Annotated in this window: 23 protein-coding genes; 18 read left to right on the top strand and 5 right to left on the bottom strand. The window is 63.8% G+C overall.

The window, feature by feature from the left end; all coding sequences use genetic code 11:
• Nucleotides 1–14 precede the first annotated feature (14 nt).
• On the top strand, nucleotides 15–1,319 hold the full coding sequence (locus tag GJV37_RS23660; RefSeq protein ID WP_170858827.1) for a ferredoxin reductase family protein: 1,305 nt from the start codon (nucleotides 15–17) through the stop codon (nucleotides 1,317–1,319).
• A 5-nt stretch (nucleotides 1,320–1,324) separates the two neighbouring features.
• Here the strand turns inward: GJV37_RS23660 and ligB are convergent, their stop codons facing one another.
• The 3 genes from ligB to GJV37_RS23645 all read right to left on the bottom strand — a co-directional run bounded on the left by ligB (nucleotide 1,325) and on the right by GJV37_RS23645 (nucleotide 5,351).
• On the bottom strand, nucleotides 1,325–2,992 hold the full coding sequence (ligB, locus tag GJV37_RS23655) for an NAD-dependent DNA ligase LigB (RefSeq protein WP_170858828.1): 1,668 nt from the start codon (nucleotides 2,990–2,992) through the stop codon (nucleotides 1,325–1,327).
• A gap of 149 nt (nucleotides 2,993–3,141) precedes the next feature.
• Nucleotides 3,142–4,332, bottom strand: coding sequence for a methionine adenosyltransferase (gene metK / locus GJV37_RS23650; protein WP_024764161.1), 1,191 nt, complete (start codon nucleotides 4,330–4,332; stop codon nucleotides 3,142–3,144).
• A 17-nt stretch (nucleotides 4,333–4,349) separates the two neighbouring features.
• Complete coding sequence (locus GJV37_RS23645) at nucleotides 4,350–5,351, bottom strand: ArsR/SmtB family transcription factor (protein ID WP_024764160.1); 1,002 nt, start codon at nucleotides 5,349–5,351, stop codon at nucleotides 4,350–4,352.
• 225 nt (nucleotides 5,352–5,576) lie between these two features.
• Here GJV37_RS23645 and tkt point away from each other — a divergent pair, with 225 nt between their 5' ends.
• From tkt to GJV37_RS23600, 9 genes are all read left to right on the top strand, one after another.
• Complete coding sequence (gene tkt / locus GJV37_RS23640; RefSeq protein WP_170858829.1) at nucleotides 5,577–7,574, top strand: transketolase; 1,998 nt, start codon at nucleotides 5,577–5,579, stop codon at nucleotides 7,572–7,574.
• Nucleotides 7,575–7,633: 59 nt separating this feature from the next.
• The gene (epd, locus tag GJV37_RS23635; protein ID WP_170858830.1) at nucleotides 7,634–8,680 is read left to right on the top strand and encodes an erythrose-4-phosphate dehydrogenase; all 1,047 of its coding nucleotides are present in this window, start codon (nucleotides 7,634–7,636) and stop codon (nucleotides 8,678–8,680) included.
• 28 nt (nucleotides 8,681–8,708) lie between these two features.
• Nucleotides 8,709–9,872: a phosphoglycerate kinase gene (locus tag GJV37_RS23630; protein WP_169887128.1), complete on the top strand. Its 1,164-nt coding sequence runs from the start codon at nucleotides 8,709–8,711 to the stop codon at nucleotides 9,870–9,872.
• A gap of 86 nt (nucleotides 9,873–9,958) precedes the next feature.
• Entirely contained in the window at nucleotides 9,959–10,153 is a 195-nt protein-coding gene (locus GJV37_RS23625; protein ID WP_024764156.1) for a hypothetical protein, read from the top strand.
• A gap of 141 nt (nucleotides 10,154–10,294) precedes the next feature.
• The gene (locus GJV37_RS23620; RefSeq protein ID WP_065327929.1) at nucleotides 10,295–10,630 is read left to right on the top strand and encodes an MliC family protein; all 336 of its coding nucleotides are present in this window, start codon (nucleotides 10,295–10,297) and stop codon (nucleotides 10,628–10,630) included.
• Between the two features lie 120 nt (nucleotides 10,631–10,750).
• A complete protein-coding gene (gene fba, locus GJV37_RS23615) occupies nucleotides 10,751–11,815 on the top strand; it encodes a class II fructose-bisphosphate aldolase (RefSeq protein WP_024764154.1) in 1,065 nt (354 codons plus the stop codon).
• A 102-nt stretch (nucleotides 11,816–11,917) separates the two neighbouring features.
• The gene (locus tag GJV37_RS23610) at nucleotides 11,918–12,331 is read left to right on the top strand and encodes a hypothetical protein (protein WP_170858969.1); all 414 of its coding nucleotides are present in this window, start codon (nucleotides 11,918–11,920) and stop codon (nucleotides 12,329–12,331) included.
• A 37-nt stretch (nucleotides 12,332–12,368) separates the two neighbouring features.
• Nucleotides 12,369–13,139, top strand: coding sequence for a class I SAM-dependent methyltransferase (locus GJV37_RS23605; RefSeq protein WP_024764152.1), 771 nt, complete (start codon nucleotides 12,369–12,371; stop codon nucleotides 13,137–13,139).
• Nucleotides 13,140–13,188: 49 nt separating this feature from the next.
• The gene (locus GJV37_RS23600) at nucleotides 13,189–13,683 is read left to right on the top strand and encodes a YgjP-like metallopeptidase domain-containing protein (RefSeq protein WP_054911084.1); all 495 of its coding nucleotides are present in this window, start codon (nucleotides 13,189–13,191) and stop codon (nucleotides 13,681–13,683) included.
• Here the strand turns inward: GJV37_RS23600 and GJV37_RS23595 are convergent.
• Nucleotides 13,677–14,144 carry a hypothetical protein gene (locus GJV37_RS23595; protein WP_193452982.1) on the bottom strand — a complete coding sequence of 156 codons (468 nt, stop codon included), beginning with the start codon at nucleotides 14,142–14,144 and terminating at the stop codon, nucleotides 13,677–13,679. The genes GJV37_RS23600 and GJV37_RS23595 overlap by 7 nt on opposite strands.
• A 176-nt stretch (nucleotides 14,145–14,320) precedes the next feature.
• Nucleotides 14,321–16,753: a penicillin-binding protein 1A gene (locus tag GJV37_RS23590; protein ID WP_170858832.1), complete on the bottom strand. Its 2,433-nt coding sequence runs from the start codon at nucleotides 16,751–16,753 to the stop codon at nucleotides 14,321–14,323.
• A gap of 185 nt (nucleotides 16,754–16,938) precedes the next feature.
• On the opposite strand from GJV37_RS23590, the gene GJV37_RS23585 reads away from it, so the two are divergent.
• From GJV37_RS23585 to GJV37_RS23550, 8 genes are read left to right on the top strand one after another with little or no spacing between them, the layout of a single operon-like run.
• The gene (locus GJV37_RS23585; RefSeq protein ID WP_024764148.1) at nucleotides 16,939–18,003 is read left to right on the top strand and encodes a pilus assembly protein PilM; all 1,065 of its coding nucleotides are present in this window, start codon (nucleotides 16,939–16,941) and stop codon (nucleotides 18,001–18,003) included.
• On the top strand, nucleotides 18,003–18,596 hold the full coding sequence (gene pilN / locus GJV37_RS23580) for a type 4a pilus biogenesis protein PilN (protein ID WP_169935941.1): 594 nt from the start codon (nucleotides 18,003–18,005) through the stop codon (nucleotides 18,594–18,596). Before GJV37_RS23585 ends, pilN begins: the two co-directional genes overlap by 1 nt.
• Complete coding sequence (pilO, locus tag GJV37_RS23575; protein WP_170858833.1) at nucleotides 18,593–19,246, top strand: type 4a pilus biogenesis protein PilO; 654 nt, start codon at nucleotides 18,593–18,595, stop codon at nucleotides 19,244–19,246. The genes pilN and pilO overlap by 4 nt, the downstream gene beginning before the upstream one ends.
• The gene (gene pilP / locus GJV37_RS23570) at nucleotides 19,243–19,767 is read left to right on the top strand and encodes a type 4a pilus biogenesis lipoprotein PilP (protein WP_024764145.1); all 525 of its coding nucleotides are present in this window, start codon (nucleotides 19,243–19,245) and stop codon (nucleotides 19,765–19,767) included. The genes pilO and pilP overlap by 4 nt, the downstream gene beginning before the upstream one ends.
• A 53-nt stretch (nucleotides 19,768–19,820) precedes the next feature.
• Complete coding sequence (locus tag GJV37_RS23565) at nucleotides 19,821–21,890, top strand: type IV pilus secretin PilQ (protein ID WP_170858834.1); 2,070 nt, start codon at nucleotides 19,821–19,823, stop codon at nucleotides 21,888–21,890.
• Between the two features lie 8 nt (nucleotides 21,891–21,898).
• Nucleotides 21,899–22,417 (top strand): shikimate kinase AroK, encoded by a 519-nt coding sequence (gene aroK / locus GJV37_RS23560; RefSeq protein WP_024764144.1) that lies wholly within the window; start codon nucleotides 21,899–21,901, stop codon nucleotides 22,415–22,417.
• A 50-nt stretch (nucleotides 22,418–22,467) separates the two neighbouring features.
• Nucleotides 22,468–23,574, top strand: a complete 1,107-nt coding sequence (gene aroB / locus GJV37_RS23555) for a 3-dehydroquinate synthase (protein WP_024764143.1) — start codon at nucleotides 22,468–22,470, stop codon at nucleotides 23,572–23,574.
• Nucleotides 23,575–23,580: 6 nt separating this feature from the next.
• Nucleotides 23,581–25,269, top strand: a complete 1,689-nt coding sequence (locus GJV37_RS23550; RefSeq protein WP_170858835.1) for an AAA family ATPase — start codon at nucleotides 23,581–23,583, stop codon at nucleotides 25,267–25,269.
• Nucleotides 25,270–25,564: the final 295 nt, after the last annotated feature.

Below are 25,564 nucleotides of genomic sequence, written 5' to 3'. Positions count from 1 at the left end.
TCCAAGGAGAAGTCATGAAACTCATCTGGATCGTACTGTTGGCCGTGGCGGCCACCTTTGGCCTCGCCCTGTTCGTCGACCCGCCGGCGACGCTGGATATCTGGGTCGTGCGCAAGCAGGCCATTCTCTTCACTGGCGTCGCGTCATTCGCGCTGATGTCGCTGATCATGCTGCTGGCGGTGCGCCCGGTGTGGCTGGAGAAGCCCCTCGACGGCCTCGACCGCATGTACCGCGCGCACAAGTGGGCGGGCATCCTGGCCATCGTGCTGGGCCTGCTGCACTACCTGATGGAGCTGGGTGGGCCGCTGCTCGCCGAGTTCATCGCCAAGCCGGCCAAGGGGCCGAGGGTGGAAACCTTCCTCGACGTATTCCGCGGCTCGGCCAAGGACCTGGGCGAGTGGTCGGCCTGGTTGCTGGCGGCGATGCTGGTCATCACGCTCTGGCAGCGCTTCCCCTATCACTTGTGGCGCTATGTCCACAAAACCCTCGCCGTGGTCTATCTGGTGCTCGCCTTCCATGGCGTGGTGCTGGCGCCGGCGGGCTACTGGGCGCAACCGGTCGGCTGGCTGGTCGCGCTCTGCGCCGCGGTGGGCAGCCTGTGTGCGCTCTGGTCGCTGACCGGGCAGATCGGCCGCCGGCGCACCCATGAGGGTGTCGTGGTGGCGGTCGACCGCCCAGGCGAGCGAATGCTGGAAGTGACCTGCAAGCTGCAGGGGCGTTGGCAGCACCGTGCCGGGCAATTTGCCTTCCTCACCTGCAATCGCCTGGAAGGCCAGCATCCCTTCACCATTTCCAGCGGCGACCTGGGCAACGGCGAAGTGCGTTTCAGCATCAAGGCATTGGGGGACTACACACAGCGCCTTCAGGATGGACTGAAGGTGGGAGACCCGGTGAAGGTGGAAGGGCCGTACGGCCGCTTCGACTTCCGCCGCGACAAGGGCGAGCGGCAGGTCTGGATCGCCGGTGGTATCGGCATTACACCCTTCCTGGCGTGGCTCGACTCACTGCAGGAGCGGCCGGATGACAGCCCGGAGGTGACGCTGCTGTACTGCGTGCGCTCGCCGTCCGATGCCATCTATGCCGGCCGCCTGCGTGAGTTGTGTGCGAAATTGCCGCGTATCGATCTGCGTGTGCATTACAGCGAGAGCGAAGGTTACCTGCAGGCAGCCGATCTGGGTCTGCAGCCCGGTGTAGGAGGGCGGTGGCCGAGCGTGTGGTTCTGCGGCCCGCAGGCGCTGGCCGAACTGCTGCGCCGTGACCTGCGCCGCCAGGGCATGCCGGGCAACCGCTTCCACCAGGAAGCCTTCCAGATGCGCTGAGGCGCTCAGAAACCGGCAACGCCGAGGTCGTGCAACTGCTCGCGCAATTGCACGACTGCCGGCGCTTTGAAGAAGGCTTCCAGTTGTGCCGCGCGCACCTTGCCTATGCCTGGTTGCATCTGCCACTGCACTGCGTCGCGAGCGGCCAGCGCGGGCCAGTCGTCTCCCTCGGGATGGGCGTTGGGGGACGGTGCACCCAGTGCACGCAGCCAGGTAGCGAACGATCGCCGGCGAGCGAGCTGGAACTGCTGGTGCAGACTCGCTGCACTTCGCTCACCGAGTCCGGGAACCTGGCTCAGTTGCTCTGGCGTCAGCGTCATCCAGGCGAGTATTCCCGTCAGCAGCCCGGCTTCGTGCAGCTTGCTCCAGGTGCCCGGTCCGACACCGGCTAGCCCCAGCCCGCTCTTTCCGCTGAGCCACTCCAGGCGGGCGAGGAACTGTTCCTCGCAGCCCTCGATGGGCTGCCAGCAGGAGAGGGCGTTGAACTGGCCGTCTTCTGGCGCGGCTATTTTGGGGCGATTCGGCGAGCGCCAGACCACGCCGTCCAGGCGAGGAATGGTCAGTCCGGCGAGGGCGATGGCGACCTGGTCGCCAGGGCGGATGTCCAGGCTGCGCCAGCGCTTGAGCGAGCCGACGCCGACGCGCTTGATGGTTCGTCCGTCCAGCTCTACCGGGGCCAGATGCAGCACAGGTGTCACCCGGCCACTGCGGCCGACCTTGAACGCCACGCGACGAACCTCCGCCAGTGCCTGTTGATGTGGATACTTCCACGCCACCGCCCAGCCCGGCGCCTGTGCACTCCAGGCCTTGCCCGGTGGCCGGCGGCCCTGGCGGATGACAATGCCATCGCTGGCGAAGGGCAGCGGCTGGCGATACCAGCGTTCGCGCCAGGACTCGATTTCAGATTGCCCAGCCACCGGTACGGTCAGGTCGGCGCTGTCATCGAATCCCAGCTGGCGCAGTCGTGCCAAACGATCCGGCATTTTCACCGGACCCTCCGGCAGCTCCCAGACGAACAGACCGATCTGTGTGCCTTGGTCGCCCAAATCCTTGCGGGCCATCAGGCCGGCGACCTTGCCGCGGGCACCCGAACCGCCCTGCAACGCTTGCACATGCTGTGGCAGTCGCCAGTACAGCTCGCCTTGCAGCACCAGATCGCCTGGTTCGCCGGGTAACTGCCTGGGGATAGCATCGATTCGTTGCGCGTTGGCGGTCCAGTCCTGCCCGGCGCTGCCGTCGCCGCGGCTGATTGCCTGGATGAAGCGACCGTCGCGGTAGATCAGCGTGACCGCTACGCCGTCGACCTTGGGTTGCGCCCAGAGATCGGAGCGGTTGGCCAGCCAACTGCGCACGGCCGAGGCATCGGGAAGCTTGTCGAGGCCGGTGTGGGGGAAGGGGTGGCGAATCGTCCCCGCGCTGTTGGCCAGCGGTGACTCGGGGGCAACACGGACTTGAGGGAAGCAGTCCCGCCACTGCGCCAGTCGTTCGCGTGCCTGGTCGTAAAGCTCATCGGCCACGGGGGACTTTCCGTCCCGGTGGTAGGCGTCATCCCACTGCGTCAGCTGTCCGCGGAGTGCCTCGATCTGTCGAGGCACCTGCTCGGCCGGCCAGTCGGGGCAGGCACGAACGGTAAGAGGAAGGCAAAGCAGCAAGGTGATGACGAGGCGGAGCATGGCGAGAGACCGTGCAGTGGAAACCCGCAAGGCTAGGAGCCGAAAGCGGCGATTGATGCCGGAATGAGCGTGGATTTTTCGCCAAGGCTTGTGGGCGATCAGAAACGAAAAAGCCCCGCCGAGGCGGGGCTTTTTCCTGCTACCGGGCCTTACAGGCCGGCGGCATCACGCAGGGCGGCAGCCTTGTCGGTGCGCTCCCAGGTGAAGGCGGTGAAGGTGTCACCGTCGTAGGTCATTTCGAACGGGTTGCGACCGAAGTGGCCGTAGGCTGCGGTCGGCTGGTACATCGGGTGCAGCAGGTCGAGCATCTTGGTGATCGCGTACGGACGCAGGTCGAAGTGCTCGCGGACCAGTTGGATGATCTTGTCATCGCTGATCTTGCCGGTGCCGAAGGTGTTGATCGAGATGGAGGTCGGCTGGGCCACGCCGATGGCGTAGGACACCTGGATCTCGCAACGCTCGGCCAGGCCGGCGGCGACGATGTTCTTGGCCACGTAGCGGCCGGCGTAGGCGGCGGAACGGTCGACCTTGGACGGGTCCTTGCCGGAGAACGCGCCACCGCCGTGACGGGCCATGCCGCCGTAGGAGTCGACGATGATCTTGCGGCCGGTCAGGCCGCAGTCGCCCACCGGGCCACCGATGACGAAGTTACCGGTCGGGTTGATGTGGAACTGGGTGTCCTTGTGCAGCAGTTCGGCCGGCAGCACCTGCTTGATGATCAGCTCCATCACGCCTTCGCGCAGGTCCTTGTAGCTGACTTCCGGGTTGTGCTGGGTGGACAGCACGATGGCGTCGATACCGACGACCTTGCCGCCTTCGTAGCGGCAGGTGACCTGGGACTTGGCATCCGGGCGCAGCCACGGCAGCAGGCCGGATTTGCGGGCCTCGGCCTGGCGCTCCACCAGGCGGTGGGAGAAGCAGATCGGTGCGGGCATCAGCACGTCGGTTTCGTTGCTGGCATAGCCGAACATCAGGCCCTGGTCGCCAGCGCCCTGGTCTTCCGGCTTGGCGCGGTCGACGCCCTGGTTGATGTCCACCGACTGCTTGCCGATGATGTTCAGCACGCCGCAGGTGGCGCCGTCGAAGCCGACTTCGGAGCTGTTGTAACCGATGTCGATGATGACCTTGCGCACCAGCTCTTCCAGGTCGACCCAGGCGGAAGTGGTGACTTCACCGGCGATGATCGCGACACCGGTCTTCACCAGGGTTTCGCAGGCCACGCGGGCGTATTTGTCCTTGGCGATGATGGCGTCGAGCACCGCATCGGAAATCTGGTCCGCGATCTTGTCCGGATGGCCTTCGGAGACGGATTCGGAGGTGAAAACTGAGTATTCGCTCATCTAACGGTTCCTATCATTTACCGGTGGGTGAGGACGCTTCGCGAATCCGGTTTGGCGAAGTGCCGCACCTGGATCTGAAAGCCATTGCGTAAACCGATGTACACACTTTCGCCGGACGCGAGCCCGGCGGCGTCGGCCCAGCGGGCCAGGTCTTCCTGTTCGAACCCCAGCCAGAGATCGCCACAGGCCTCGCGGGCCCAGCTCTGGTCGTGGCTGCAGAGTTCGGTCACCAGCAGGCTGCCACCGGGTTTCACCAGGCGTGCCAGCTGCTTCATGGCCTCCGCCGGTGCGGCGAAGTGATGCAGCACCATGTTCAGCACCACACAGTCCGCCGCGTCATCGACGTCCTGCAGGGCGTCGCCCAGCCGCAGCCGGACGTTGTTCAATCCATCGCTGGCGCAACGTTGCCGCGCCATTGCAAGCATGGTCTCGCTGTTGTCCAGCGCCGTGACCTGATCGAAACGCCGGGCCAGCTCGGGGAGAAACCCGCCGTCGCCGGGGCCGACTTCCAGCGCCGTGGCGCCGGCGGCGAAGCTTAGTGCATCGAGCAGCGCCAGTACGCTTTCGCGGTATTGCGGCAGTCCTGCGATCAGGTCCTGGGTCGCCTGGAACTTCTCCGCACTACGGGCGAAATAGTCGCGGCTCACGGCGGCACGTTGGGCGTGTACGCCGTCGACCCGGGCGCTGACGTCATCGGCCAGCGCCAGTTCGTCCACTTCTTCGAGCAGCGCCCCGTGCAGCGTGCCGCCCAGGCTTTCACCCTGGGGCAGGGCGCGGCGATAGAAGATCGCGTTGCCTTCGCGACGGGTAGCGACCAGGCCGGCCTGGGCCAGCACCTTCAGGTGATGGCTCATGCCCGACTGACGCACGCCGAAGATATGCGCCAGTTCCAGTACGCCGAACGAATCATTGGCCAGCACCCGCAGCACGTTCAGCCGCAGCGGGTCGCCGCCGGCCTTGCACAGGGCAGCCAACTGGTCGCAATCGTCGTGGCGGATTTCGGGCAGGCGCAGACTCATGGGTTGCGCAGTCTAGTCATGGCCTTCGGGGTCGGCAAGGGCTGTATCAAAAAGTTTTGATATTGCCGGATGAGTGGTTTTTGATCAGCCCACGGCGATAAACCGGTGCCCTGTGTCAGGCATCTGCCGATCTGTCATTGCCCCACAGGGCCCGGCTGGGCGAAAATACCGGCCTTTTTTCATTCCCTTCGATCTTTCGAAGCAGCCCCCGCAGGAGATTCAGCGATGCCCAGCCGTCGTGAGCGAGCCAACGCCATCCGCGCACTCAGCATGGATGCCGTGCAGAAAGCCAACAGCGGCCATCCTGGCGCCCCCATGGGCATGGCGGATATCGCCGAAGTCCTCTGGCGCGACTACCTCAAGCACAACCCGAGCAACCCGCAGTGGGCCGACCGCGACCGCTTCGTGCTGTCCAACGGCCACGGCTCGATGCTGATCTACTCGCTGCTGCACCTCACCGGCTACGACGTCACCGTCGATGACCTGAAGAACTTCCGCCAGATGCACTCGCGTACCCCGGGCCACCCGGAGTACGGCTATACCGCTGGCGTCGAGACCACCACCGGCCCGCTGGGCCAGGGCATCGCCAATGCCGTGGGCATGGCGCTGGCCGAAAAAGTACTGGCTGCGCAGTTCAACCGCGACGGCCACAGCATCGTCGACCACTACACTTACGCCTTCCTGGGCGACGGCTGCATGATGGAGGGGATCTCCCATGAAGTCGCCTCGCTGGCCGGCACCCTGCGTCTGAACAAGCTGATCGCCTTCTACGACGACAACGGCATCTCCATCGATGGCGAAGTCCACGGCTGGTTCACCGACGACACCCCGAAACGCTTCGAAGCCTACGGCTGGCAGGTGATCCGCAACGTCGACGGGCATGACGCCGACGAGATCAAGACCGCCATCGACACCGCCCGCAAGAGCGACGCGCCGACCCTGATCTGCTGCAAGACCATCATCGGCTTCGGTTCGCCCAACAAGCAGGGCAAGGAAGAAAGCCATGGCGCCGCCCTGGGCGTTGACGAAGTGGCCGCCACCCGCGCCGCACTGGGCTGGAACCACGGCCCGTTCGAAATCCCGGCGGACATCTACGCCGAGTGGAGCGCCAAGGACAGGGGCGCCACCCGCGAAGCCGAGTGGAACAAGCGCTTCGCTGCCTACCAGGCCGCGCACCCGGAACTGGCCGCCGAGTTCGAGCGCCGTGTGGCCGGTGAGCTGCCCGCCGACTTCGCCGAGAAGGCTGCTGCCTACGTCGCCGACGTCGCCCTGAAGGGTGAGACCATCGCCAGCCGCAAGGCCAGCCAGAACGCCCTGAACGCCTTCGGCCCGCTGCTGCCGGAACTGCTGGGCGGCTCCGCCGACCTCGCCGGTTCCAACCTGACCCTGTGGAAGGGCTGCAAGGGTGTGAGCGCCGACGATGCCAACGGCAACTACCTGTTCTACGGCGTGCGCGAGTTCGGCATGAGCGCCATCATGAACGGCGTGGCCCTGCACGGCGGCTTCATCCCCTACGGCGCAACCTTCCTGATCTTCATGGAATACGCCCGCAACGCGGTGCGCATGTCCGCCCTGATGAAGCAGCGCGTGCTGTACGTGTTCACCCACGACTCCATCGGTCTGGGCGAAGACGGCCCGACCCACCAGCCGATCGAGCAACTGGCCAGCCTGCGCCTGACCCCGAACCTGGACACCTGGCGCCCGGCCGATGCCGTGGAATCCGCGGTGGCCTGGAAGTACGCCATCGAGCGCGCTGACGGCCCGTCCGCACTGATCTTCAGCCGCCAGAACCTGCCGCACCAGCCGCGCGACGCCGCCCAACTGGCCGATGTGGCCCGTGGCGCCTACGTGCTGAAAGACTGCGACGGCGAGCCGGAACTGATCCTGATCGCCACCGGCTCCGAAGTCGGCCTGGCCGTGCAGGCGTTCGACAAGCTCAGCGCCGAAGGCCGCAAGGTGCGCGTGGTCTCCATGCCGTCCACCAGCGTCTTCGACCAGCAGGACGCCGGCTACAAGCAGGCCGTGCTGCCGGTACAGGTCGGTGCGCGCATTGCCATCGAAGCGGCCCACGCCGACTATTGGTACAAGTATGTGGGCCTGGAAGGCCGCGTGATCGGCATGACCACCTTCGGTGAGTCGGCCCCGGCCCCGGCGCTGTTCGAACACTTCGGCTTCACCGTCGAGAACGTGCTGGAAGTCGCCGCCGAGCTGCTCGAAGCCTGACGAGCGCCTGAGCCTGCCGGGGTGCGTTACGCCCCGGCAGCGATCACCAAGGGATAACAATGTCCAAGCGCCCTTACCGAGTTGCCCTCAACGGCTACGGCCGTATTGGCCGCTGCGTGTTCCGTGCCCTGCACGAACGCGGCGCCAAGGCCGGTTTCTCCATCGTCGCGCTGAACGACCTGGCGGACCTGGCCAGCCTGGAATACCTGACCCGCTTCGACTCCACCCACGGCCGCTTCCCCGGCGAGGTGAGCGTGGCCGACGGCTGCCTGCATGTGGGCGGCGACTGCGTGAAGGTGTTCCGCGAAGCCGAACCCGAGGCGATCGACTGGCGCGCCCTGGACATCGACCTGGTGCTGGAATGCTCCGGCGTCTACAACACCCGCGCCGATGGTGAGCGCTTCCTCACCGCGGGTGCGCCGCGGGTGCTGTTCTCGCAGCCGATGGCCAGCGAGGCGGATATCGACGCCACCGTGGTCTTCGGTATCAACCAGCAAGAGCTCTCCGGCGCCGAGACGCTGGTGTCCAACGCCTCCTGCACCACCAACTGCAGCGTGCCGCTGCTCAAGCTGCTGAACGAGGCCGTGGGCATCGAGTACGTCTCGATCACCACCATCCACTCGGCGATGAACGACCAGCCGGTGATCGACGCCTACCACCACGAAGACCTGCGCCGCACGCGTTCGGCCTTCCAGTCGGTGATCCCGGTGTCCACGGGGCTGGCGCGCGGCATTGAGCGCCTGCTGCCGGAACTCGCCGGGCGAATCCAGGCCAAAGCCATTCGGGTGCCGACGGTGAACGTCTCGGCCCTGGACATCACCCTGCAGGTCTCCCGCGATACGTCCGCCGAGGAGATCAACCGCGTGCTGCGCCAGGCTGCCGCCGAAGGCCCGCTGAAAGGCCTGCTGGCGTACACCGAGCTGCCCCACGCCAGCTGCGATTTCAATCATGACCCGCACTCGGCCATCGTCGATGGCAGCCAGACTCGCGTTTCCGGCCCTCGCCTGGTGAACGTGCTGGCCTGGTTCGACAACGAGTGGGGGTTCGCCAACCGCATGCTCGACACCGCAGGGCACTTCCTGCACGTCGCCGCTACTGAACGTTAATCAAACAGCCCCTACAGGACTGACTGTCATGACCGTGTTGAAGATGACCGACCTCGACCTCCAAGGTAAGCGCGTACTGATCCGCGAAGACCTCAACGTTCCGGTGAAGGACGGTGTGGTCAAGAGCGACGCGCGTATCCTGGCCTCGCTGCCGACCATCAAGCTGGCCCTGGAGAAGGGCGCGGCGGTAATGGTCTGCTCGCACCTGGGCCGCCCGACCGAAGGTGAATTCTCCGAAGAGAACAGCCTGCAGCCGGTCGCCGACTACCTGTCCAAGGCCCTGGGCCGCACCGTGCCGCTGGTCAGGGATTACCTGGGCGGCGTCGAGGTGAAGCCGGGTGAAGTCGTGCTGTTCGAGAACGTGCGCTTCAACAAGGGCGAGAAGAAGAACGCCGACGAGCTGGCCCAGCAATACGCCGCCCTGTGCGACGTGTTCGTCATGGACGCCTTCGGCACCGCCCACCGCGCCGAGGGTTCCACCCACGGTGTAGCCAAGTTCGCCAAGGTCGCTGCCGCTGGCCCGCTGCTGGCCGCCGAACTGGAAGCCCTGGGCAAGGCGCTGGGTAATCCAGCGCGCCCGATGGCGGCCATCGTCGCCGGCTCCAAGGTGTCGACCAAGCTCGACGTGCTGAACAGCCTGGCGCAGATATGTGACCAACTGATCGTCGGTGGCGGTATCGCCAACACCTTCCTTGCCGCGGCAGGCCACAAGGTCGGCAAGTCCCTGTACGAGGCCGACCTGGTCGATACCGCCAAGGCCATTGCCGCCAAGGTCAGCGTACCGCTGCCGGTGGACGTGGTGGTTGCCAAGGAATTCGCCGAGACTGCCGTTGCTACCGTCAAGGACATTGCTGACGTGGCCGACGATGACATGATCCTGGATATCGGTCCGAAGACGGCGGCCCAGTTCGCCGAGTTGCTGAAGACTTCCAGGACCATCCTCTGGAACGGTCCGGTCGGCGTGTTCGAGTTCGACCAGTTCGGCGAAGGCACCAAGACCCTGGCCAAGGCCATCGCCGAAGGTTCCGCCTTCAGCATCGCCGGCGGTGGCGACACCCTGGCTGCCATCGACAAGTACGGCATCGGCGAGCAGATTTCCTACATTTCCACCGGTGGTGGCGCCTTCCTCGAGTTCGTCGAGGGCAAGGTCCTGCCGGCCGTCGAAGTGCTGGAACAGCGCGCCAAGGCCTGACCTGGGGCGTTGCCGGGCGACAGTAAAGCAAACCTCCGCGGCATCCTCGGGTCACAAGCCTTGTATGGATGCCAAGGAGAACGGTCATGCGAGCTGTCACCCCTTTGTTGTCGTTTTGCCTCGTGCTGGTGGGTTGCGCCGGAGGCGGCGGGACGCCCAGTACCTGTGAAGTGATGAGCCCGCCCTCGGTCATGGTGCCTTCGGACCAGAACCGCGAGCGGGTGGAAAGCCAGAGCAGCGGCGATCCGACCCCTGACCAGAAGCCGGTGAACTGCCCCTGAGGCCTCGTCCGGCGGTCGGGTTCACGAACTGGCAGTGCCGCCCGCGCCCTGGCGTAGGCGGCACTGGCGTTCCTGCGGCGGGACGGGCAATCTGGCGCATTGGATATCCGGCGGCGCGTCCGCCCGAAGGAGAGTCGCCCGATGCTGCGTTATATCGTCCCGGCCCTGGCCCTATTGCTGGTGGCGGGCTGCTCGAGCCATTCGTCCGGCGGCAAGGCGGCTTCGGGTAGTGGCTGGAACCACTGGGTCTGCGACAGCAAGGCCGAGGTGCAGTGGCGCTACGTCGATCCCAGCAAGTCGGTGGTCGACCTGAAGCTGGGTGAGGACGACGTGGTCCATCACCTGGAAGAGGAACCCGGCGGTTCCGGCGCTTTCTATAGCGACGGGCTGATCGGCTTGAGCATCAAAGGCGACCAGGGCCTGGTCTACTGGGTCGAGAGCAACGACCTGATCGGCCGTGGTTGCAAGGCGCCCTGAGCGCCGATTGTCCGGCGTGCGCCGGAAGGCTTGAACACGGCCTGTCCCTGCGGCAGGCTTCCAAACATGTAGTTAAGGGGCTCGTGTAACCGAGCCTGACTTCTGGGAGAAGCGAAGACCATGGCACTCATCAGCATGCGCCAAATGCTGGACCACGCCGCCGAGTTCGGCTACGGCGTTCCGGCTTTCAACGTCAACAACCTGGAGCAGATGCGCGCCATCATGGAAGCGGCCGACAAGACCGATTCCCCGGTGATCGTGCAGGCCTCCGCCGGTGCCCGCAAATACGCCGGTGCGCCTTTCCTGCGCCACCTGATTCTCGCGGCCATTGAAGAATTCCCGCACATCCCGGTGTGCATGCACCAGGACCACGGCACCAGCCCCGACGTCTGCCAGCGCTCCATCCAGCTGGGCTTCAGCTCGGTGATGATGGACGGCTCGCTGAAGGAAGACGGCAAGACCCCGGCCGACTACGAGTACAACGTCCGCGTGACCCAGCAGACCGTTGCCTTCGCCCATGCCTGCGGTGTGTCCGTGGAAGGTGAGCTGGGCTGCCTGGGCTCCCTGGAAACCGGCATGGCCGGCGAAGAAGACGGCGTTGGCGCCGAAGGCGTGCTGGATCACAGCCAGTTGCTGACCGACCCGGAAGAGGCTGCGGACTTCGTCAAGAAGACCCAGGTCGACGCCCTGGCCATCGCCATCGGCACCAGCCACGGCGCCTACAAGTTCACCAAGCCGCCGACCGGCGACGTGCTTTCCATCGAGCGCATCAAGGAAATCCACAAGCGCATCCCCAACACCCACCTGGTGATGCACGGCTCGTCCTCGGTGCCGCAAGAGTGGCTGAAGGTGATCAACGAGTTCGGCGGCGACATCAAGGAAACCTACGGGGTGCCGGTCGAGGAAATCGTCGAAGGTATCAAGCACGGTGTGCGCAAGGTCAACATCGACACCGACCTGCGCCTGGCTTCCACCGGCGCCATCCGCCGCATGATGGCCGAGCAGCCGAGCGAGTTCGACCCGCGCAAGTTCTTCGCCAAGACCATCGTCGCCATGCGTGATATCTGCATTGCTCGCTACGAAGCCTTCGGCACCGCCGGCCATGCCTCGAAGATCAAGCCGATCTCCCTGGAAGGCATGTTCCAGCGTTACGCCAAGGGTGAGCTGGTGTCGAAGGTCAACTGATCTCGAACCCGGTTCCCGCTCTCGCTCTGTTTCTGAAGAGTTGAAGAGTTGAAGAGCCCCGCCCTGCGGGGCTCTTTCGTATTCGCCAGAAGGAAATCGCCGATGTTGCGCGCCTTGTTTTCCGTCTTGCTGCTGGCGCTTCTCGCGGGTTGTTCGCTGTCCCCGGCACAGTCCCCCGCGCCAGCGCCCAAGCCGCCCGTGGATCTGCCCGTGGATGCGCAGAACTGCCTGACGCACCAGGAGTGCACGCTGAAGACCTCGCGCACCCTGCTGTTCGTCTTCGACTATGCCGAAGCGGGCGCCGCGCTGGTGGAAAATGAAAACCGCGTGCTCAGTACCCCGGAAAAGGCGCCGAAGAAGGGCTGGCCGGCGATCCGCATCCAGTTGGCCGATCCGGATGGCGGTCGCTTCGAGTTCTCCAGCGAATGCCGGCAGAAGCGCTGCCTTATCAAGGAATCGCGCCTGCTCAGCTGCTACCGTAGTTATCTGGACGGAAAAGCCTGCCGGTTCCGCTGAGCGCTGGTGCTCCGGCCGGACGGGCTCTGGAGGCACGATGACGGATGTACACGGCAGTGCGCGGGAGGGGTTCTCCCGCGAAGCTAAGACCTACGCCCACGGGCGTCCGGATTATCCCGACGAGCTGCTGGGCTGGCTCGGCGAAGAGCTGGAGATCGGCGCGGGCAGGAGCGTTGTCGATCTTGGTGCAGGCACCGGGAAGTTCACCACGCTACTGCTGCGCACGGGGGCGCAGGTCACTGCCATCGAGCCTGTGGCAGCGATGCGGGAGCAGCTCAGTGCGGCGCTGCCTGCCGTGAAGGCGCTGAATGGCACGGCACAGGCGATACCTCTGGCGGCAGAGAGCATCGATGCACTGACTTGCGCACAGGCCTTCCACTGGTTCGCCGACGCGCGGGCGCTGGAGGAAATCCATCGCGTCCTGCGGCCGGGCGGCCATCTTGGCCTGGTCTGGAACGTGCGCGACGAGCGGGTCGACTGGGTGGCCCAGGTGACGCGGATTCTCGAGCGCTACGAAGGCAGCACGCCGCGCTTCCACACCGGGCAATGGCGCCGCGCCTTTGCCGGGGCGCGTTTCGAGGAACTGCGGTTGCGCGAGTTCAGCTACCAGCACCTCGGCCCGCCGGAGCAGGTCATAGTCGCACGCACCCTCTCGGTGAGCTTCATCGCGGCGCTGCCTGACGAGCAGAAGCAGCGTGTCGCCGATCAGCTGCACGAGCTGATCGCCACGCACCCGGCGCTGAAAGGGCGCAGCGAAATTGCCTTCCCATACCGCACCGAGGCCTACAGCACCCGCGCGTTGGCCTGAACGGCGAATGCGGTAGACTGGCGGACGTTTTCTCCGCCAGTCGTTTCCCATGCAGCCGCTTCGCTATCTCCAGGCCTATCCGCCACAGCTCCAGGACCAGGTGCGCCAGCTCATCGAGCAGGACCGCCTCGGCGAGTATCTGGAGCGCCGCTACCCCGGTCGCCACGACGTGCAGAGCGACAAGGCGCTGTACAGCTATGCCATGGACCTCAAGCAGCAGTACATGCGCACTGCGCCCGCGGTGGACAAGGTGCTCTACGACAACAAGCTGGACGTGGTGCAGCGGGCGCTTGGCCTGAATACGGCGATCTCGCGTGTGCAGGGCGGCAAGCTCAAGGCGAAGAAGGAGATCCGTGTTGCCTCGTTGTTCAAGGAGGCAGCTCCCGAGTTCCTGCAGATGATCGTCGTCCACGAGTTGGCGCACCTGAAGGAGCGCGATCACAGCAAGTCCTTCTACCAGCTCTGCGAGCACATGCTGCCCGGTTATCACCAGCTGGAGTTCGACCTGCGCGTCTACCTGACCTGGCGCGACTTGCCTCAGTAGTAGAGGCGCCCGAGGTAGAACAGCCCCAGGCACCACGGCAGCAGCAGGGTGAGGCCCAGGTAACGCAGCGCTTTGCGCGGGCCGTGTTCGCCCTGGTTCAGCCAATGGATGCCCGCCAATATCAGTGCATAGACCGTCAGACCCGCGAGCAGCCACTCGTAGTGCTCCGTTGTGGGCGACACCGGGCCGAGATGGGTGTGGGTCAGGTGCCACGCGCAAAGGATGATGGCCGGCACGAGCAGTAGCAGTGCCACCAGAACTCGCCCTGCGAGGCGCAGCAGGAAGGCGATGAACAACCCGGCCAGGCCCGCGCTGGCAATCAGCACGGTAAACATTTGGTCCAGGTAGACGAGGTCAGGCGCCGGCTCGAGTGAGCGTGGCTGTGCGAGCAGGCGCAACAGGGGCGCGCCGAGCACAAGGACGATCAGGCAGAACAGCCAGCCAGTCAGAGGGCGCGGCATTCGAATCTCCTGATGAAGTTGCTGCGGGAAGCCCCTGACGTGCCGGATGGGGTCGGTCGCCTGGGGTTGTTCACCGCCGCAAAGCCCAGATTAATCAATGCTTTGGCTAAATGCCATGATTTTGTCGGGAATGATTCCCGAAAATGAGAAGGCCCCTCCTGGGAGGGGCCTTTCTGTCAGAACAGGTCTATCGGTGCTTCTTCATCCGCCGGCATACCGCTTTGGGGGGCGCTCCCTCCCGGAGCCAGCTCTCTCGTTGATGGCGGGGTATCCTCGTTCTTGAATAGCTCGAAGTACGCTCCTGGTGTGCCCGGTGGTGCCGCGCGTCCGGTGTAAGGGTCGATGCGCAGGCTGACCATGCCGGGCGGCTCGGGCAGCAGATGCGAAGGCTTGTCCTTGAGCGCCGCGCCCATGTAGCGCATCCAGATCGGCAGGGCCACGTTACCGCCGTACTCGGCGCGGCCAAGGCTTTCCGGCTGATCGAAGCCCACCCACACGGTGGTCATGAAATCGGCGTTGAAGCCGGAGAACCAGGCATCCTTCGACTCGTTGGTGGTGCCGGTCTTGCCTGCCAGATCGTCGCGCTTGAGCGCCAGCGCGCGGCGGCCGGTGCCGCGCTTGATCACGTCCTGCAGCATGCTGGTCATGATGTACGCGGTACGGGCGTCGAGGACGCGTTCGGCTGCCGCCGGTTCGATCGTGGTCCTGGCTTGGCTCGGGTCGTCATTGCCGAAGGCGTCGGTAGCGGCCGGTTGCGGCTGTGCCTGTACCTGCTCCCCGTCGTGGGGAATGCTGGGTGGGTTGGCCTGGTAAAGCACCTGGCCGTCGCGGCTTTCGATGCGCTGGACGATATAGGGTGAAACCTTGAACCCGCCATTGGCGAAGACGGTCCAGGCGCTGGCGATCTCCATCGGGGTCAGGGTCGCGGTTCCCAGGGCCATGGACAGGTTGGGCGGCAGGTCATCCTTGTTCAGGCCGAACTTGCTGATGCATTCGCGCGCGCGATTGACGCCCAGGGCTTGGAGAATGCGGATCGAGACCATGTTGCGCGACTTGTAGAGCGCTTCACGCATGGGAATCGGGCCGAGGAAGGTATTGGTGTCGTTCTTCGGGCGCCAGACCTTGTCCAGATACTCGTCGTAGAACACCACCGGTGCATCGTTGATCAGCGAGGCGGCAGTGAAGCCGTTGTCCAGTGCGCAGCTATAGATGAACGGCTTGAAGCTAGAGCCGGGCTGGCGACGGGCCTGGGTGGCGCGGTTGTAGTTGCTCTGTTCGAAGGAGAAGCCACCGACCAGCGCCATGATCGCGCCGTCCTGCGGGTTCAGCGACACCAGGGCGCTCTGAGCGGCAGGCACCTGGGTCAGGCGCAGCGAGCCGTCGTCCTTGCGTTGCACGCGAATCACATCGCCGGCTTGCACCACATCGCTGGGCTGGCTGGGGATGCGGCCCATGCTGTTGTTGCTCAGGTACGGGCGGGCCCACTTCATGCCGTCCCAGCTCAGGGCCTCTTCCTTGCCGTCGCGGGTCATGACCATGGCACCGCTTTTCTCGACCTGGACGACGATGGCTGGTTCCAGGCCGCCCAGCGGGCGCTGCTGTGCGATAGCCTGGCGCCAGGCGTCGCGGGTCTTGCCAGGCAGGCGGGTTTCGGGGCCGCGGTAGCCGTGGCGCTGGTCGTAATCCTGCAGGCCTTCGCGCAGGGCGGTATTGGCGTCTTCCTGCAGATCGCTGCGTACGGTGGTGTAGACGCGATAGCCTTCGGTGTAGGCGTCGCCGCCAAAGCGACCGACCAGCTCGGCGCGGGCCATCTCGGCGATGTAGGGGGCAGCCAGTTCCGGAGTCTGGACGTGGTAGGAAGCGCCGACCGGTTCCTGGATGGCTGCCTGGTAGCGTTGCTGGTCGATGAAGCCGAGCTTGAGCATGCGCTCGAGGATCCAATTTCGACGTTCCAGGCTGCGCGCGGCATTCGCCAGTGGGTTGTAGCGCGAAGGCGCCTTGGGCAGGCCGGCGATCATCGCCATCTGGGCCAGGCTCAAGTCCTTGATGGACTTGCCGTAGTAGACCTGTGCCGCGGCCTCGACGCCGTAGGCGCGGTTGCCCAGGTAGATCTTGTTCACGTAGAGCTCGAGGATCTCGTCCTTGGTGAGCGAACGTTCGATCTGCAGGGCGAGCAATATCTCGTTGATCTTGCGGGAGAAGCTGCGCTCGTTGGTGAGGAAGTAGTTCTTCGCGACCTGCATGGTGATGGTGCTGCCGCCGGTCTGGATGTGCCCAGTCTTCAATAATTGCGCGGCAGCACGCATCAGGCTTTTGACGTCCACGCCATAATGGTTGGCGAAATTGTCATCTTCAGCCGATAACAGTGCGTGGGTGAAATCCGGGGGGATTTCAGCAAATCGAATCGGCGTTCGGCGCATCTCGCCAAACTCTGCTATCAATTTGTTATCAGCACTGTACACCCGCAGCGGCATCTGCAATCGCACGTTGCGCAAGGCCTCCACGGAAGGGAGGTTCGGGCTGAGGTACAGATAGGCGCCGCTGAAACTGAGCAGCACTCCACAAATAATGGTGACGCAAGTCCACCACAGAAACTTCAGCAGGCGCATCGGAAGGTCTTGGATTTCCAGAGAAAAGAAAGAGTTAAGCGGATGGTGCGGTAAAAAGGGAAAAGCTGATCACATTATAAGCAGTTTTTTTGCTGGCGAGCCATTTGCGAAGCTGTCAAGTCTGGTATCTAATGTGGAAAAACATAAATCGTCCGTAAGTCTCGGATGCTGATAGGAAATCAGTCGTGCTAGGGCTCTTCAATAAGAAAGCGAACACGCTGCTGGGGATAGACATCAGTTCGACTTCGGTCAAACTTCTCGAATTGAGCCGCTCTGGAGGCCGCTACAAGGTAGAGGCCTACGCTGTCGAGCCGCTCCCGCCCAATGCAGTGGTAGAAAAGAACATCGCTGAGCTGGAGGGTGTCGGCCAGGCGTTGTCACGTGTGGTCGCCAAGGCGCGGACCGCTGTGAAAACGTCTGCGGTCGCGGTTGCCGGCTCGGCGGTCATCACCAAAACCATCGAGATGGACGGCGGACTCTCGGACGACGAGCTGGAAAATCAGCTGAAGATCGAGGCCGACCAGTACATCCCCTATCCCCTCGAAGAGGTTGCCATCGACTTCGAGGTGCAAGGCACGTCCGCGCGCAACGCAGAGCGCGTCGATGTTCTTCTTGCCGCTTGCCGCAAGGAAAACGTCGAGGTGCGCGAAGCTGCGCTGGCGCTCGCGGGTCTGACAGCCAAGGTCGTCGACGTCGAAGCCTATGCGCTGGAGCGAGCATTCAGTCTGCTGGGAGACCAGTTGGGCGGCAATGCCGACGAGCTCACAGTTGCGGTGGTCGATATCGGCGCCACCATGACCACGCTGAGCGTCCTGCACCACGGACGCACCATCTATACGCGCGAACAGCTCTTCGGTGGGCGTCAGTTGACCGAGGAAATCCAGCGTCGCTATGGCCTGTCGGTCGAAGAAGCTGGCCTTGCCAAGAAGCAGGGCGGTCTTCCGGATGACTACGACAGCGAAGTGCTGCAACCGTTCAAGGATGCCGTGGTCCAGCAGGTGTCCCGTTCCTTGCAGTTCTTTTTCGCCGCCGGTCAGTTCAACGATGTGGATTACATCCTGCTGGCGGGTGGCACTGCGTCCATCCCTGACCTGGATCGCCTGATCCAGCAGAAGATCGGTACTCCGACCCTGGTGGCCAACCCGTTCGCCGACATGGTGCTGAGCGGCAAGGTCAACGCCGGTGCGCTGGCCAGCGATGCGCCGGCGCTGATGATTGCCTGCGGTCTGGCGATGAGGAGTTTCGACTGATGGCACGCATCAACTTATTGCCCTGGCGAGAGCAACTGCGCGAGGAACGCAAGCAACGCTTCCTGGTGATCCTCGGTGCTGTGCTGCTGGCCTCCGGGGCCCTGATTTTCCTGGGGGACCAGTACTTCAATTCGGCCATCGAGAACCAGAGTGCGCGCAACGACTTCCTGCGCAAGGAAATCGCCGTGCTGGATGCCCGGATCAAGGAGATCAGCGAGCTGAAGACCCGTCGCCAGCAGTTGCTGGAAAGGATGAAGATCATCCAGGACCTGCAGGGCAACCGTCCGATCATCGGCCGGGTCTTCGATCAGCTGGTTCGCACCTTGCCCGATGGCGTGTTCTTCACCGAGCTGAAGATGTCCGGGAAGTCGATTTCCATTGCGGGGGCGGCCGAATCCAACAATCGCGTCTCCAACCTGATGCGCAACCTGGATGCGTCGGAGTGGCTGACGTCGCCGAACCTCACCGAGGTGAAGGCCGTTACCCAGGGCGCACTGGATCAGGCGAACGTCTTCCAGCTGACCGTGCAGCAGACGCAGCCCGGCGGCGAGGAACAGAACAAGACCAGCGCCGCGCAAGGAGCCAAGAAATGAGTCTGGCCAGTTCTCTGGAGAGCTTGCGCAAGATCGACTTCAACGATCTTGACCTGAACAACCTCGGCTCCTGGCCGGCAGCGGTCAAGTTCATCGCCTGCGTACTGGTGATGGCTGTGGTACTGGTGCTCGGGTACAACTTCCACCTGAAGGATCTGCAGGATCAGCTGGACCGCAATCGCGACGAGGAGCAGACCCTCAAGCAGCAGTTCTCGACCAAGGCCTTCCAGGCGGCAAACCTGGACGCCTACAAGGTACAGATGAAGGAAATGGAAGAGTCCTTCGGTGCCTTGCTGCGTCAACTGCCGAGCGATACCGAGGTGCCTGGGCTGCTGGAAGACATCACCCGCACCGGTCTGGGCAGTGGCCTGGAGTTCGAAGAGATCAAGCTGCTGCCGGAAGTTACCCAGCAATTCTACATCGAGCTGCCGATCCAGATCAGCGTTGTAGGGGGGTATCACGACCTGGCTACCTTCGTCAGCGGTGTGGCCAGCCTGCCACGCATCGTGACGCTGCATGATTTCGACATCAAGCCGGCCAGCCCGGACAGCACCTCGAAGCTGCGCATGAGCATTCTGGCGAAGACCTATCGGTACAACGACAAGGGCGTGAAAGCTACTGTCCCGGCTGCAGGAGCGAAGAAGAAATGAGGGGGCGCCTGATCATTTGCAGTTTCCTGCTCCTGACCCTTAACGGCTGCGGCTCGGGAAGCGACTTTGCCGACTTGCAGAGTTTCATGGATGAAGTGCGTGCTCGCCCGAAAGGTGCCATCGAGCCGCTGCCGAAGTTCCAGGCATACGAGGCCTTCACCTACAGTGCTGCGTCCTTGCGCAGTCCTTTCCAGCCACCAGTGAAGATCGATCTGGCGGTCAAGCAGAAGGGCAACAAGGTCATCAAGCCTGACGAGACCCGGGTCAAGCAGTTCCTCGAGGGTTTCAATATCGAGACCTTCGAAATGGTCGGTACGCTGGGCAAGGACAGTCAGGTGTTTGCGCTCGTCAAAGGTGCAGGAGGGGTGCATCGAGTGCGGGTGGGTGACTACCTTGGGCGTAACGACGGCAAGATCGTTGCGATCAGCGAAGCCAAGATCGACGTGATTGAAATCGTTCCTGATGGTGAGGGTGGCTGGCTAGAGCGTCCGCGCAGCCTGACTCTCAAGGAACGCTCCTAAGGGCGGGGATGAACATGGATAACAAACAGCAGTCTGCACGACGGATTCAGACGATGAATAAAACGCTTTCCCGCTTGGGCATTTCCGTGCTCGCGGCCGTATTCGCACCGACCCTGCTGGCTGCAAATCTGCAGAGTGTCGACGTGGCGGCCCTGCCGGGCGACCGCGTGGAGCTCAAGCTCGGCTTCGACGAGCCGGTGGCCGCACCGCGTGGCTATACCATCGAACAGCCCGCGCGTATCGCACTGGATCTGCCGGGCGTGCAGAACAAGCTGGGCAGCAAGAACCGTGAGCTGGGCGTGGGCAACGCTCGCAGCCTGACTGTGGTCGAGGCCAAGGACCGTACGCGCCTCATCGTCAACCTGGCTACCCTGGTGCCTTACTCCACTCGTGCGGAAGGTTCGAATCTGTACGTTGTGGTGGGTGCTGGCGCCGCGCCGTCGAGTTCCTATGCCTCTGCTGCGCCAACTGCAGCCGCCAAGCCCGCCCAGCCCAAGCCTTACATTCCGGCAGGCAAGGCGATCCGCAACATCGATTTCCAGCGTGGCGAACAGGGCGAAGGTAATGTCGTGATCGATCTGTCCGATCCGACTGTCAGCCCCGACATTCAGGAGCAGGGTGGCAAGATCCGTCTCGACTTCCCGCGCACTCAGCTGCCGGACAACCTGCGCGTCCGCCTGGATGTGAAGGACTTCGCCACGCCGGTGCAGCTCGTCAACGCTTCCGCTGTCGGCGACAAGGCCAGCATCACTATCGAGCCGACCGGGCTGTACGACTACCTCGTCTACCAGACCGACAATCGCATGACCGTCAGCATCAAGCCGCTGACCCAGGACGATGCCGAGAAGCGCAAGAAGGACGCCTTCGCCTACACCGGTGAAAAGCTTTCGCTGAACTTCCAGGACATTGATGTGCGCTCGGTGCTGCAGCTGATCGCCGACTTCACCGACCTGAACCTGGTGGCCTCGGACACCGTGCAGGGCAACATCACCCTGCGCCTGCAGAACGTACCGTGGGATCAGGCGCTGGACCTGGTGCTCAAGACCAAGGGCCTGGACAAGCGCAAAGTGGGCAACGTGCTGCTGGTTGCGCCGGCTGATGAAATCGCCGCTCGCGAGCGTCAGGAGTTGGAGGCGCAGAAGCAGATTGCCGAGCTCGCCCCCCTGCGTCGTGAACTGATCCAGGTGAACTACGCCAAGGCGGCGGATATCGCCAAGCTGTTCAGCTCCGTCACTGGCGGCGCTGCTGCCCCGGGTGTCGCTGCCGCGGCTCAAGGTGAAAATCGCGGCTCGATCACCGTCGACGACCGTACCAACAGCATCATTGCCTACCAGACCCAGGATCGCCTGGACGAGCTGCGCCGTATCGTCGCACAGCTGGACATCCCGGTTCGCCAGGTGATGATCGAGGCGCGGATTGTCGAGGCCAACGTCGATTACACCAAGGAGCTGGGTGTGAACTGGAGCGGTTCGTTGTCCGGTCACGGCAACTTCGATGTTTCGGGCGGCACCAACAGCACAGGCAATACCTTCGTCGATCTGGGAACCTCGAATGTCACGCCGACCTCGGGTATCAGCATCGGCTTCACCACCAACAACACCATCCTGGATCTCCAGTTGAACGCCATGGAGAAAACCGGCAACGGTGAAGTGGTCTCGCAGCCGAAGGTTGTCACCTCTGACAAGGAAACGGCGAAGATCCTCAAGGGCTCGGAGATTCCTTACCAGGAAGCCAGCTCCAGCGGCGCGACCTCGGTGTCCTTCAAGGAGGCTGCGCTGTCCCTGGAAGTAACCCCGCAGATCACGCCGGACAACCGCATCATCATGGAAGTGAAGGTCAACAAGGACGAGCCGGACTACGCCAACGCCCTGAACGGCGTACCGCCGATCAAGAAGAACGAGGTGAACGCGAAGGTGCTGGTCAACGATGGCGAAACCATCGTGATCGGTGGTGTGTTCTCCAACACCCAGACCAAATCGACGGCTAAGGTACCGTTCCTGGGCGACGTGCCGATGATTGGCCGCCTGTTCAAGAACGATTACGTAACCGACAGCAAGAACGAGCTACTGGTTTTCCTTACCCCGCGGATCATGAATAATCAGGCCATTGCAGTCGGCCGTTGATCAATGTCGTGTCCAATTTGATTCTGGTAGGCCCGATGGGGGCTGGTAAAAGCACCATCGGGCGTCTTCTCGCCAAAGAGCTTCACCTCGTCTTCAAAGATTCGGATAAAGAGATCGAGCAGCGCTGCGGAGCCAACATCCCCTGGATATTCGATGTCGAGGGCGAGGCGGGCTTCCGTGAGCGTGAGCAGGCGATGCTGGCCGAGTTGTGCGATGAAGGGGGCATGGTCATTGCCACCGGTGGCGGCGCGGTGATGCGCGACGCCAATCGGCTCATCCTCAAGGCCGGCGGCAAGGTGATCTACCTGCACGCCTCGGTCGAGCAGCAGATTTCCCGCACGGCGCGCGACAAGAATCGCCCGCTGCTGCAGAAGCCCAATCCGGACCAGATCCTTCGTGATCTCATGCAGATGCGCGACCCGCTCTATCGCGAAATCGCCGACGTGATCATCGAAACCGACGAGCGGCCTCCACGCCTGGTCGTACTGGAGATTCTGGAGCGGTTGCGTGAGCTTGAGCGCCATTAACGGCGCTGCAATCTGCGGTATCCTAGTCCCCTTTCTTGCCTGGGGGTTTCATGCGCACACTCAACGTCGATCTGGCCGATCGCAGCTACCCGATCTACATCGGTGAAGGGCTGCTGGACGATCCGCGCTACTTCGAGCCGCATATTCGCGGCCGCCAGGTAGCCATCGTCACCAACGAAACCATCGCGCCGCTGTACCTGGATCGACTGCAGAAGACCCTGGCCGGCTACAAGGTCACCACGGTCGTGCTCCCCGACGGAGAGGCCTACAAGCAGTGGGAAACCCTGCAACTGATCTTCGATGGCCTGCTGACCGCGCGCCATGACCGCAAGACCACCCTGATTGCACTGGGCGGTGGCGTCATCGGCGACATGACCGGTTTCGCGGCGGCCTGTTACCAGCGTGGTGTCGACTTTATCCAGGTGCCGACCACCCTGCTGTCCCAGGTGGACTCCTCGGTCGGCGGCAAGACCGGCATCAACCACCCGCTGGGCAAGAACATGGTCGGGGCCTTCTACCAGCCCCAGGCCGTGGTCATCGATACCGCGACCCTGAAGACCCTGCCGCCGCGCGAGCTGTCGGCGGGCTTGGCGGAAGTGGTCAAGTACGGCTTCATCTGCGACGAGCCCTTCCTCACCTGGCTGGAAGCGCACATGGATGACCTCCTGGCGTTGGAGCCCACCGCGCTGACCGAGGCCATCGAGCGCTCCTGCGCCGCCAAGGCGCGAGTGGTCGGCGCCGACGAGAAGGAAACCGGCGTCCGCGCCACGCTCAATCTGGGCCACACCTTCGGCCACGCCATCGAGACCCACATGGGGTATGGCGTCTGGTTGCACGGTGAGGCGGTGGGGGCGGGAACCGTGATGGCACTTGAGATGTCGCATCGGCTGGGATGGCTGACAAAGGCCGAACTCGACCGCGGTATCCGCCTGCTTGCTGCGGCGAAACTGCCGGTGGTCCCGCCGCAGGAAATGAACGCCGAGCATTTTCTCGAGCACATGGCTGTCGACAAGAAAGTGCTCGATGGCCGTTTGCGTCTGGTATTGCTCCAAGGGCTGGGGGGCGCGGTCGTGACCGCCGAATTCCCCCGTGAGATTCTGGAAGAAACACTGCGCGCTGACTACCAGGCACTGGTCGGTCAGGCAGGAGAACACTGAGGTCCCATGTCCAGCTTGCATGCCGATGAGGCCTTCCTGGCCCACTACCAGTTCAGCCACGATCCGTTCGCACCGCGGGTCCCGGGCTTCAAGTTCTTCCCGGCGCAGCGCAAGCCCGTACTGGGCCAGCTGCACCACCTGGCGCGCTACAGCCACCTGCTGCTGGCCGTCACCGGCCCGCTGGGCAGCGGCAAGACGCTGCTGCGCCAGGCGCTGGTGGCCAGCACCAACAAGGACGCCGTCTCCAGTGTGGTGATTTCCGGTCGCTCAGTGACCGACGAAGCCACCCTGCTGCGACAGCTCGCGCAAGGCCTGGGTATCACCCAGACCAGCATCGAGGCGATCCTCGCCAAGGTCGCCCAGTTGGCGATCACCGGGCAGGACGTTTATCTGCTGGTGGACGACGCCGAGCAACTGCGCGACGACGCCCTCGAAGTCCTGCTGCTGCTGGCTGCCGGCAACTCCGAAGCGCGCCTGCACGTCTTCCTGTTCGGCGAGCCCGAGTTGCTGTCGCGCCTGGAAGTGCTGTCCGAAGGCGAGGAGCGCTTCCATGCCATCGAACTGCAACCCTACAGCGAGGAAGAGACCCGCGAGTACCTCGCGCAGCGCCTGGAAGGCGCGGGGCAGGGCATCGAGCTGATCTCCGCCGACCTGCTGGCCGACATTCACGAACAATCCGGTGGTTGGCCGGGCACTATCAACCAGACCGCCCGCGACGCGATGATCGAGGCGATGCTGGCGGATCGGAGCGGCGAGCGCAAAGCGGCCGGTGCCGGCTTCAAGCTGCCGAAGAAACATCTGGCCATCCTGGGCGTGGTCGCGATTGGCGTCATCGCTGCCTGGTTCATGCAGGGCAAGACCACCAAGCCGGAGACAGCGAGCAGCACCGCTGCGCAGACTTCGTCGCAACTGCCGCTGAATGGCGCTGCACCGCAGCCGAACACTCAGCCGCAGCCTGATGCCCAGGGTAATGGCCCGTCGGTGGAGTTCGCCGGTTCCAACCAGCCGCTGCCGCTGCCGCTGGTAGGCGAAAGCCAGCCGGTGATCCGCGAGCCGATGGCCCAGGCCGGCGGCCAGGAGGATGCCGACGAAGGCGCCATGCCGTCCGCGGCCATTCCGCCGACCGTGACCACGACCGCGCCGCCGGTGACTCCGCTGGCCAACAACGGCCCTAAACCGCTGAACCCGGTTCCGCCGGCCCCCGCCCAACAGCAGGCCGCTATCCAGCCCACGCCGACTCCGGCGGCTACGCCGCGCCCGGAGCCGGTCAAGCCGGCCGCTACCGCACCGGCCAAGCCTGTCCAGACTGCCAAGCCGGCAGCGTCCAAACCTGCCACCACCGTTGCCAGCGCCAAGCCGGCGACCGCCGCCAGCAAGCCCGTCGCAGCCGTCGGCAGTGCCGGCGGCAGCAGCTGGTATCAGTCCCAGGCCGGGTCGCGCTACTCCGTGCAGGTGCTGGGCACCGGTTCCGAAGCCAGTGCCAAGGCCTTCATCAGCCAGCAGGGCGGCGGCGAGTACCGCTACTTCCGCAAGAACCTGCAGGGCAAGCCGTTCTATGTGGTGACCTACGGCAACTTCGCTGACCGTAATGCCGCCCAGGCTGCGATCAAGAAGCTGCCGGCGAAGATCCAGGCCTCCAAGCCCTGGGCCCGACCCTTCTCCAGCATCCAGCAGGACATCGCCGGGGCGCGCTGAAAGGTCGCACTGTCGCAATACTGAAAAAGCCGAGCCCCATACCCTGGGTCTCGGCTTTTTTATTGGCTTGTTTCTTTTGTCGCATTCTTATAAAAATGCGACATCGGGTGTCAGTAGTGCGTCAAAAAAATTAAGTGACGTCGCTTTCCCCGTGTGTACAATGACCTCCCTTTGCCTATCGGAAACTCGCCGCTTGAGCGGGTAGACAGGCGAAGTGCTTGAAGAGGGTCTGCTGACGTTTCGTCATGGCCAGGGCCGGAACCGCCGCCGCGTTGGGTAAGACGCGGCAACTCGC

Origin of the sequence: Pseudomonas nitroreducens (assembly GCF_010994165.1) — a bacterium.
Classification (GTDB): domain Bacteria; phylum Pseudomonadota; class Gammaproteobacteria; order Pseudomonadales; family Pseudomonadaceae; genus Pseudomonas; species Pseudomonas nitroreducens.
This window is presented reverse-complemented; position numbering and strand designations above follow the sequence as displayed.

Coding starts and splice junctions, on each gene's coding strand:
- GJV37_RS23660 (WP_170858827.1), top strand. CDS start 15: ATGAAACTCATCTGGATCGTACTGTTGGCCGTGGCGGCCACCTTTGGC.
- ligB (WP_170858828.1), bottom strand. CDS start 2,992: ATGCTCCGCCTCGTCATCACCTTGCTGCTTTGCCTTCCTCTTACCGTT.
- metK (WP_024764161.1), bottom strand. CDS start 4,332: ATGAGCGAATACTCAGTTTTCACCTCCGAATCCGTCTCCGAAGGCCAT.
- GJV37_RS23645 (WP_024764160.1), bottom strand. CDS start 5,351: ATGAGTCTGCGCCTGCCCGAAATCCGCCACGACGATTGCGACCAGTTG.
- tkt (WP_170858829.1), top strand. CDS start 5,577: ATGCCCAGCCGTCGTGAGCGAGCCAACGCCATCCGCGCACTCAGCATG.
- epd (WP_170858830.1), top strand. CDS start 7,634: ATGTCCAAGCGCCCTTACCGAGTTGCCCTCAACGGCTACGGCCGTATT.
- GJV37_RS23630 (WP_169887128.1), top strand. CDS start 8,709: ATGACCGTGTTGAAGATGACCGACCTCGACCTCCAAGGTAAGCGCGTA.
- GJV37_RS23625 (WP_024764156.1), top strand. CDS start 9,959: ATGCGAGCTGTCACCCCTTTGTTGTCGTTTTGCCTCGTGCTGGTGGGT.
- GJV37_RS23620 (WP_065327929.1), top strand. CDS start 10,295: ATGCTGCGTTATATCGTCCCGGCCCTGGCCCTATTGCTGGTGGCGGGC.
- fba (WP_024764154.1), top strand. CDS start 10,751: ATGGCACTCATCAGCATGCGCCAAATGCTGGACCACGCCGCCGAGTTC.
- GJV37_RS23610 (WP_170858969.1), top strand. CDS start 11,918: ATGTTGCGCGCCTTGTTTTCCGTCTTGCTGCTGGCGCTTCTCGCGGGT.
- GJV37_RS23605 (WP_024764152.1), top strand. CDS start 12,369: ATGACGGATGTACACGGCAGTGCGCGGGAGGGGTTCTCCCGCGAAGCT.
- GJV37_RS23600 (WP_054911084.1), top strand. CDS start 13,189: ATGCAGCCGCTTCGCTATCTCCAGGCCTATCCGCCACAGCTCCAGGAC.
- GJV37_RS23595 (WP_193452982.1), bottom strand. CDS start 14,144: ATGCCGCGCCCTCTGACTGGCTGGCTGTTCTGCCTGATCGTCCTTGTG.
- GJV37_RS23590 (WP_170858832.1), bottom strand. CDS start 16,753: ATGCGCCTGCTGAAGTTTCTGTGGTGGACTTGCGTCACCATTATTTGT.
- pilN (WP_169935941.1), top strand. CDS start 18,003: ATGGCACGCATCAACTTATTGCCCTGGCGAGAGCAACTGCGCGAGGAA.
- pilO (WP_170858833.1), top strand. CDS start 18,593: ATGAGTCTGGCCAGTTCTCTGGAGAGCTTGCGCAAGATCGACTTCAAC.
- pilP (WP_024764145.1), top strand. CDS start 19,243: ATGAGGGGGCGCCTGATCATTTGCAGTTTCCTGCTCCTGACCCTTAAC.
- GJV37_RS23565 (WP_170858834.1), top strand. CDS start 19,821: ATGAATAAAACGCTTTCCCGCTTGGGCATTTCCGTGCTCGCGGCCGTA.
- aroB (WP_024764143.1), top strand. CDS start 22,468: ATGCGCACACTCAACGTCGATCTGGCCGATCGCAGCTACCCGATCTAC.
- GJV37_RS23550 (WP_170858835.1), top strand. CDS start 23,581: ATGTCCAGCTTGCATGCCGATGAGGCCTTCCTGGCCCACTACCAGTTC.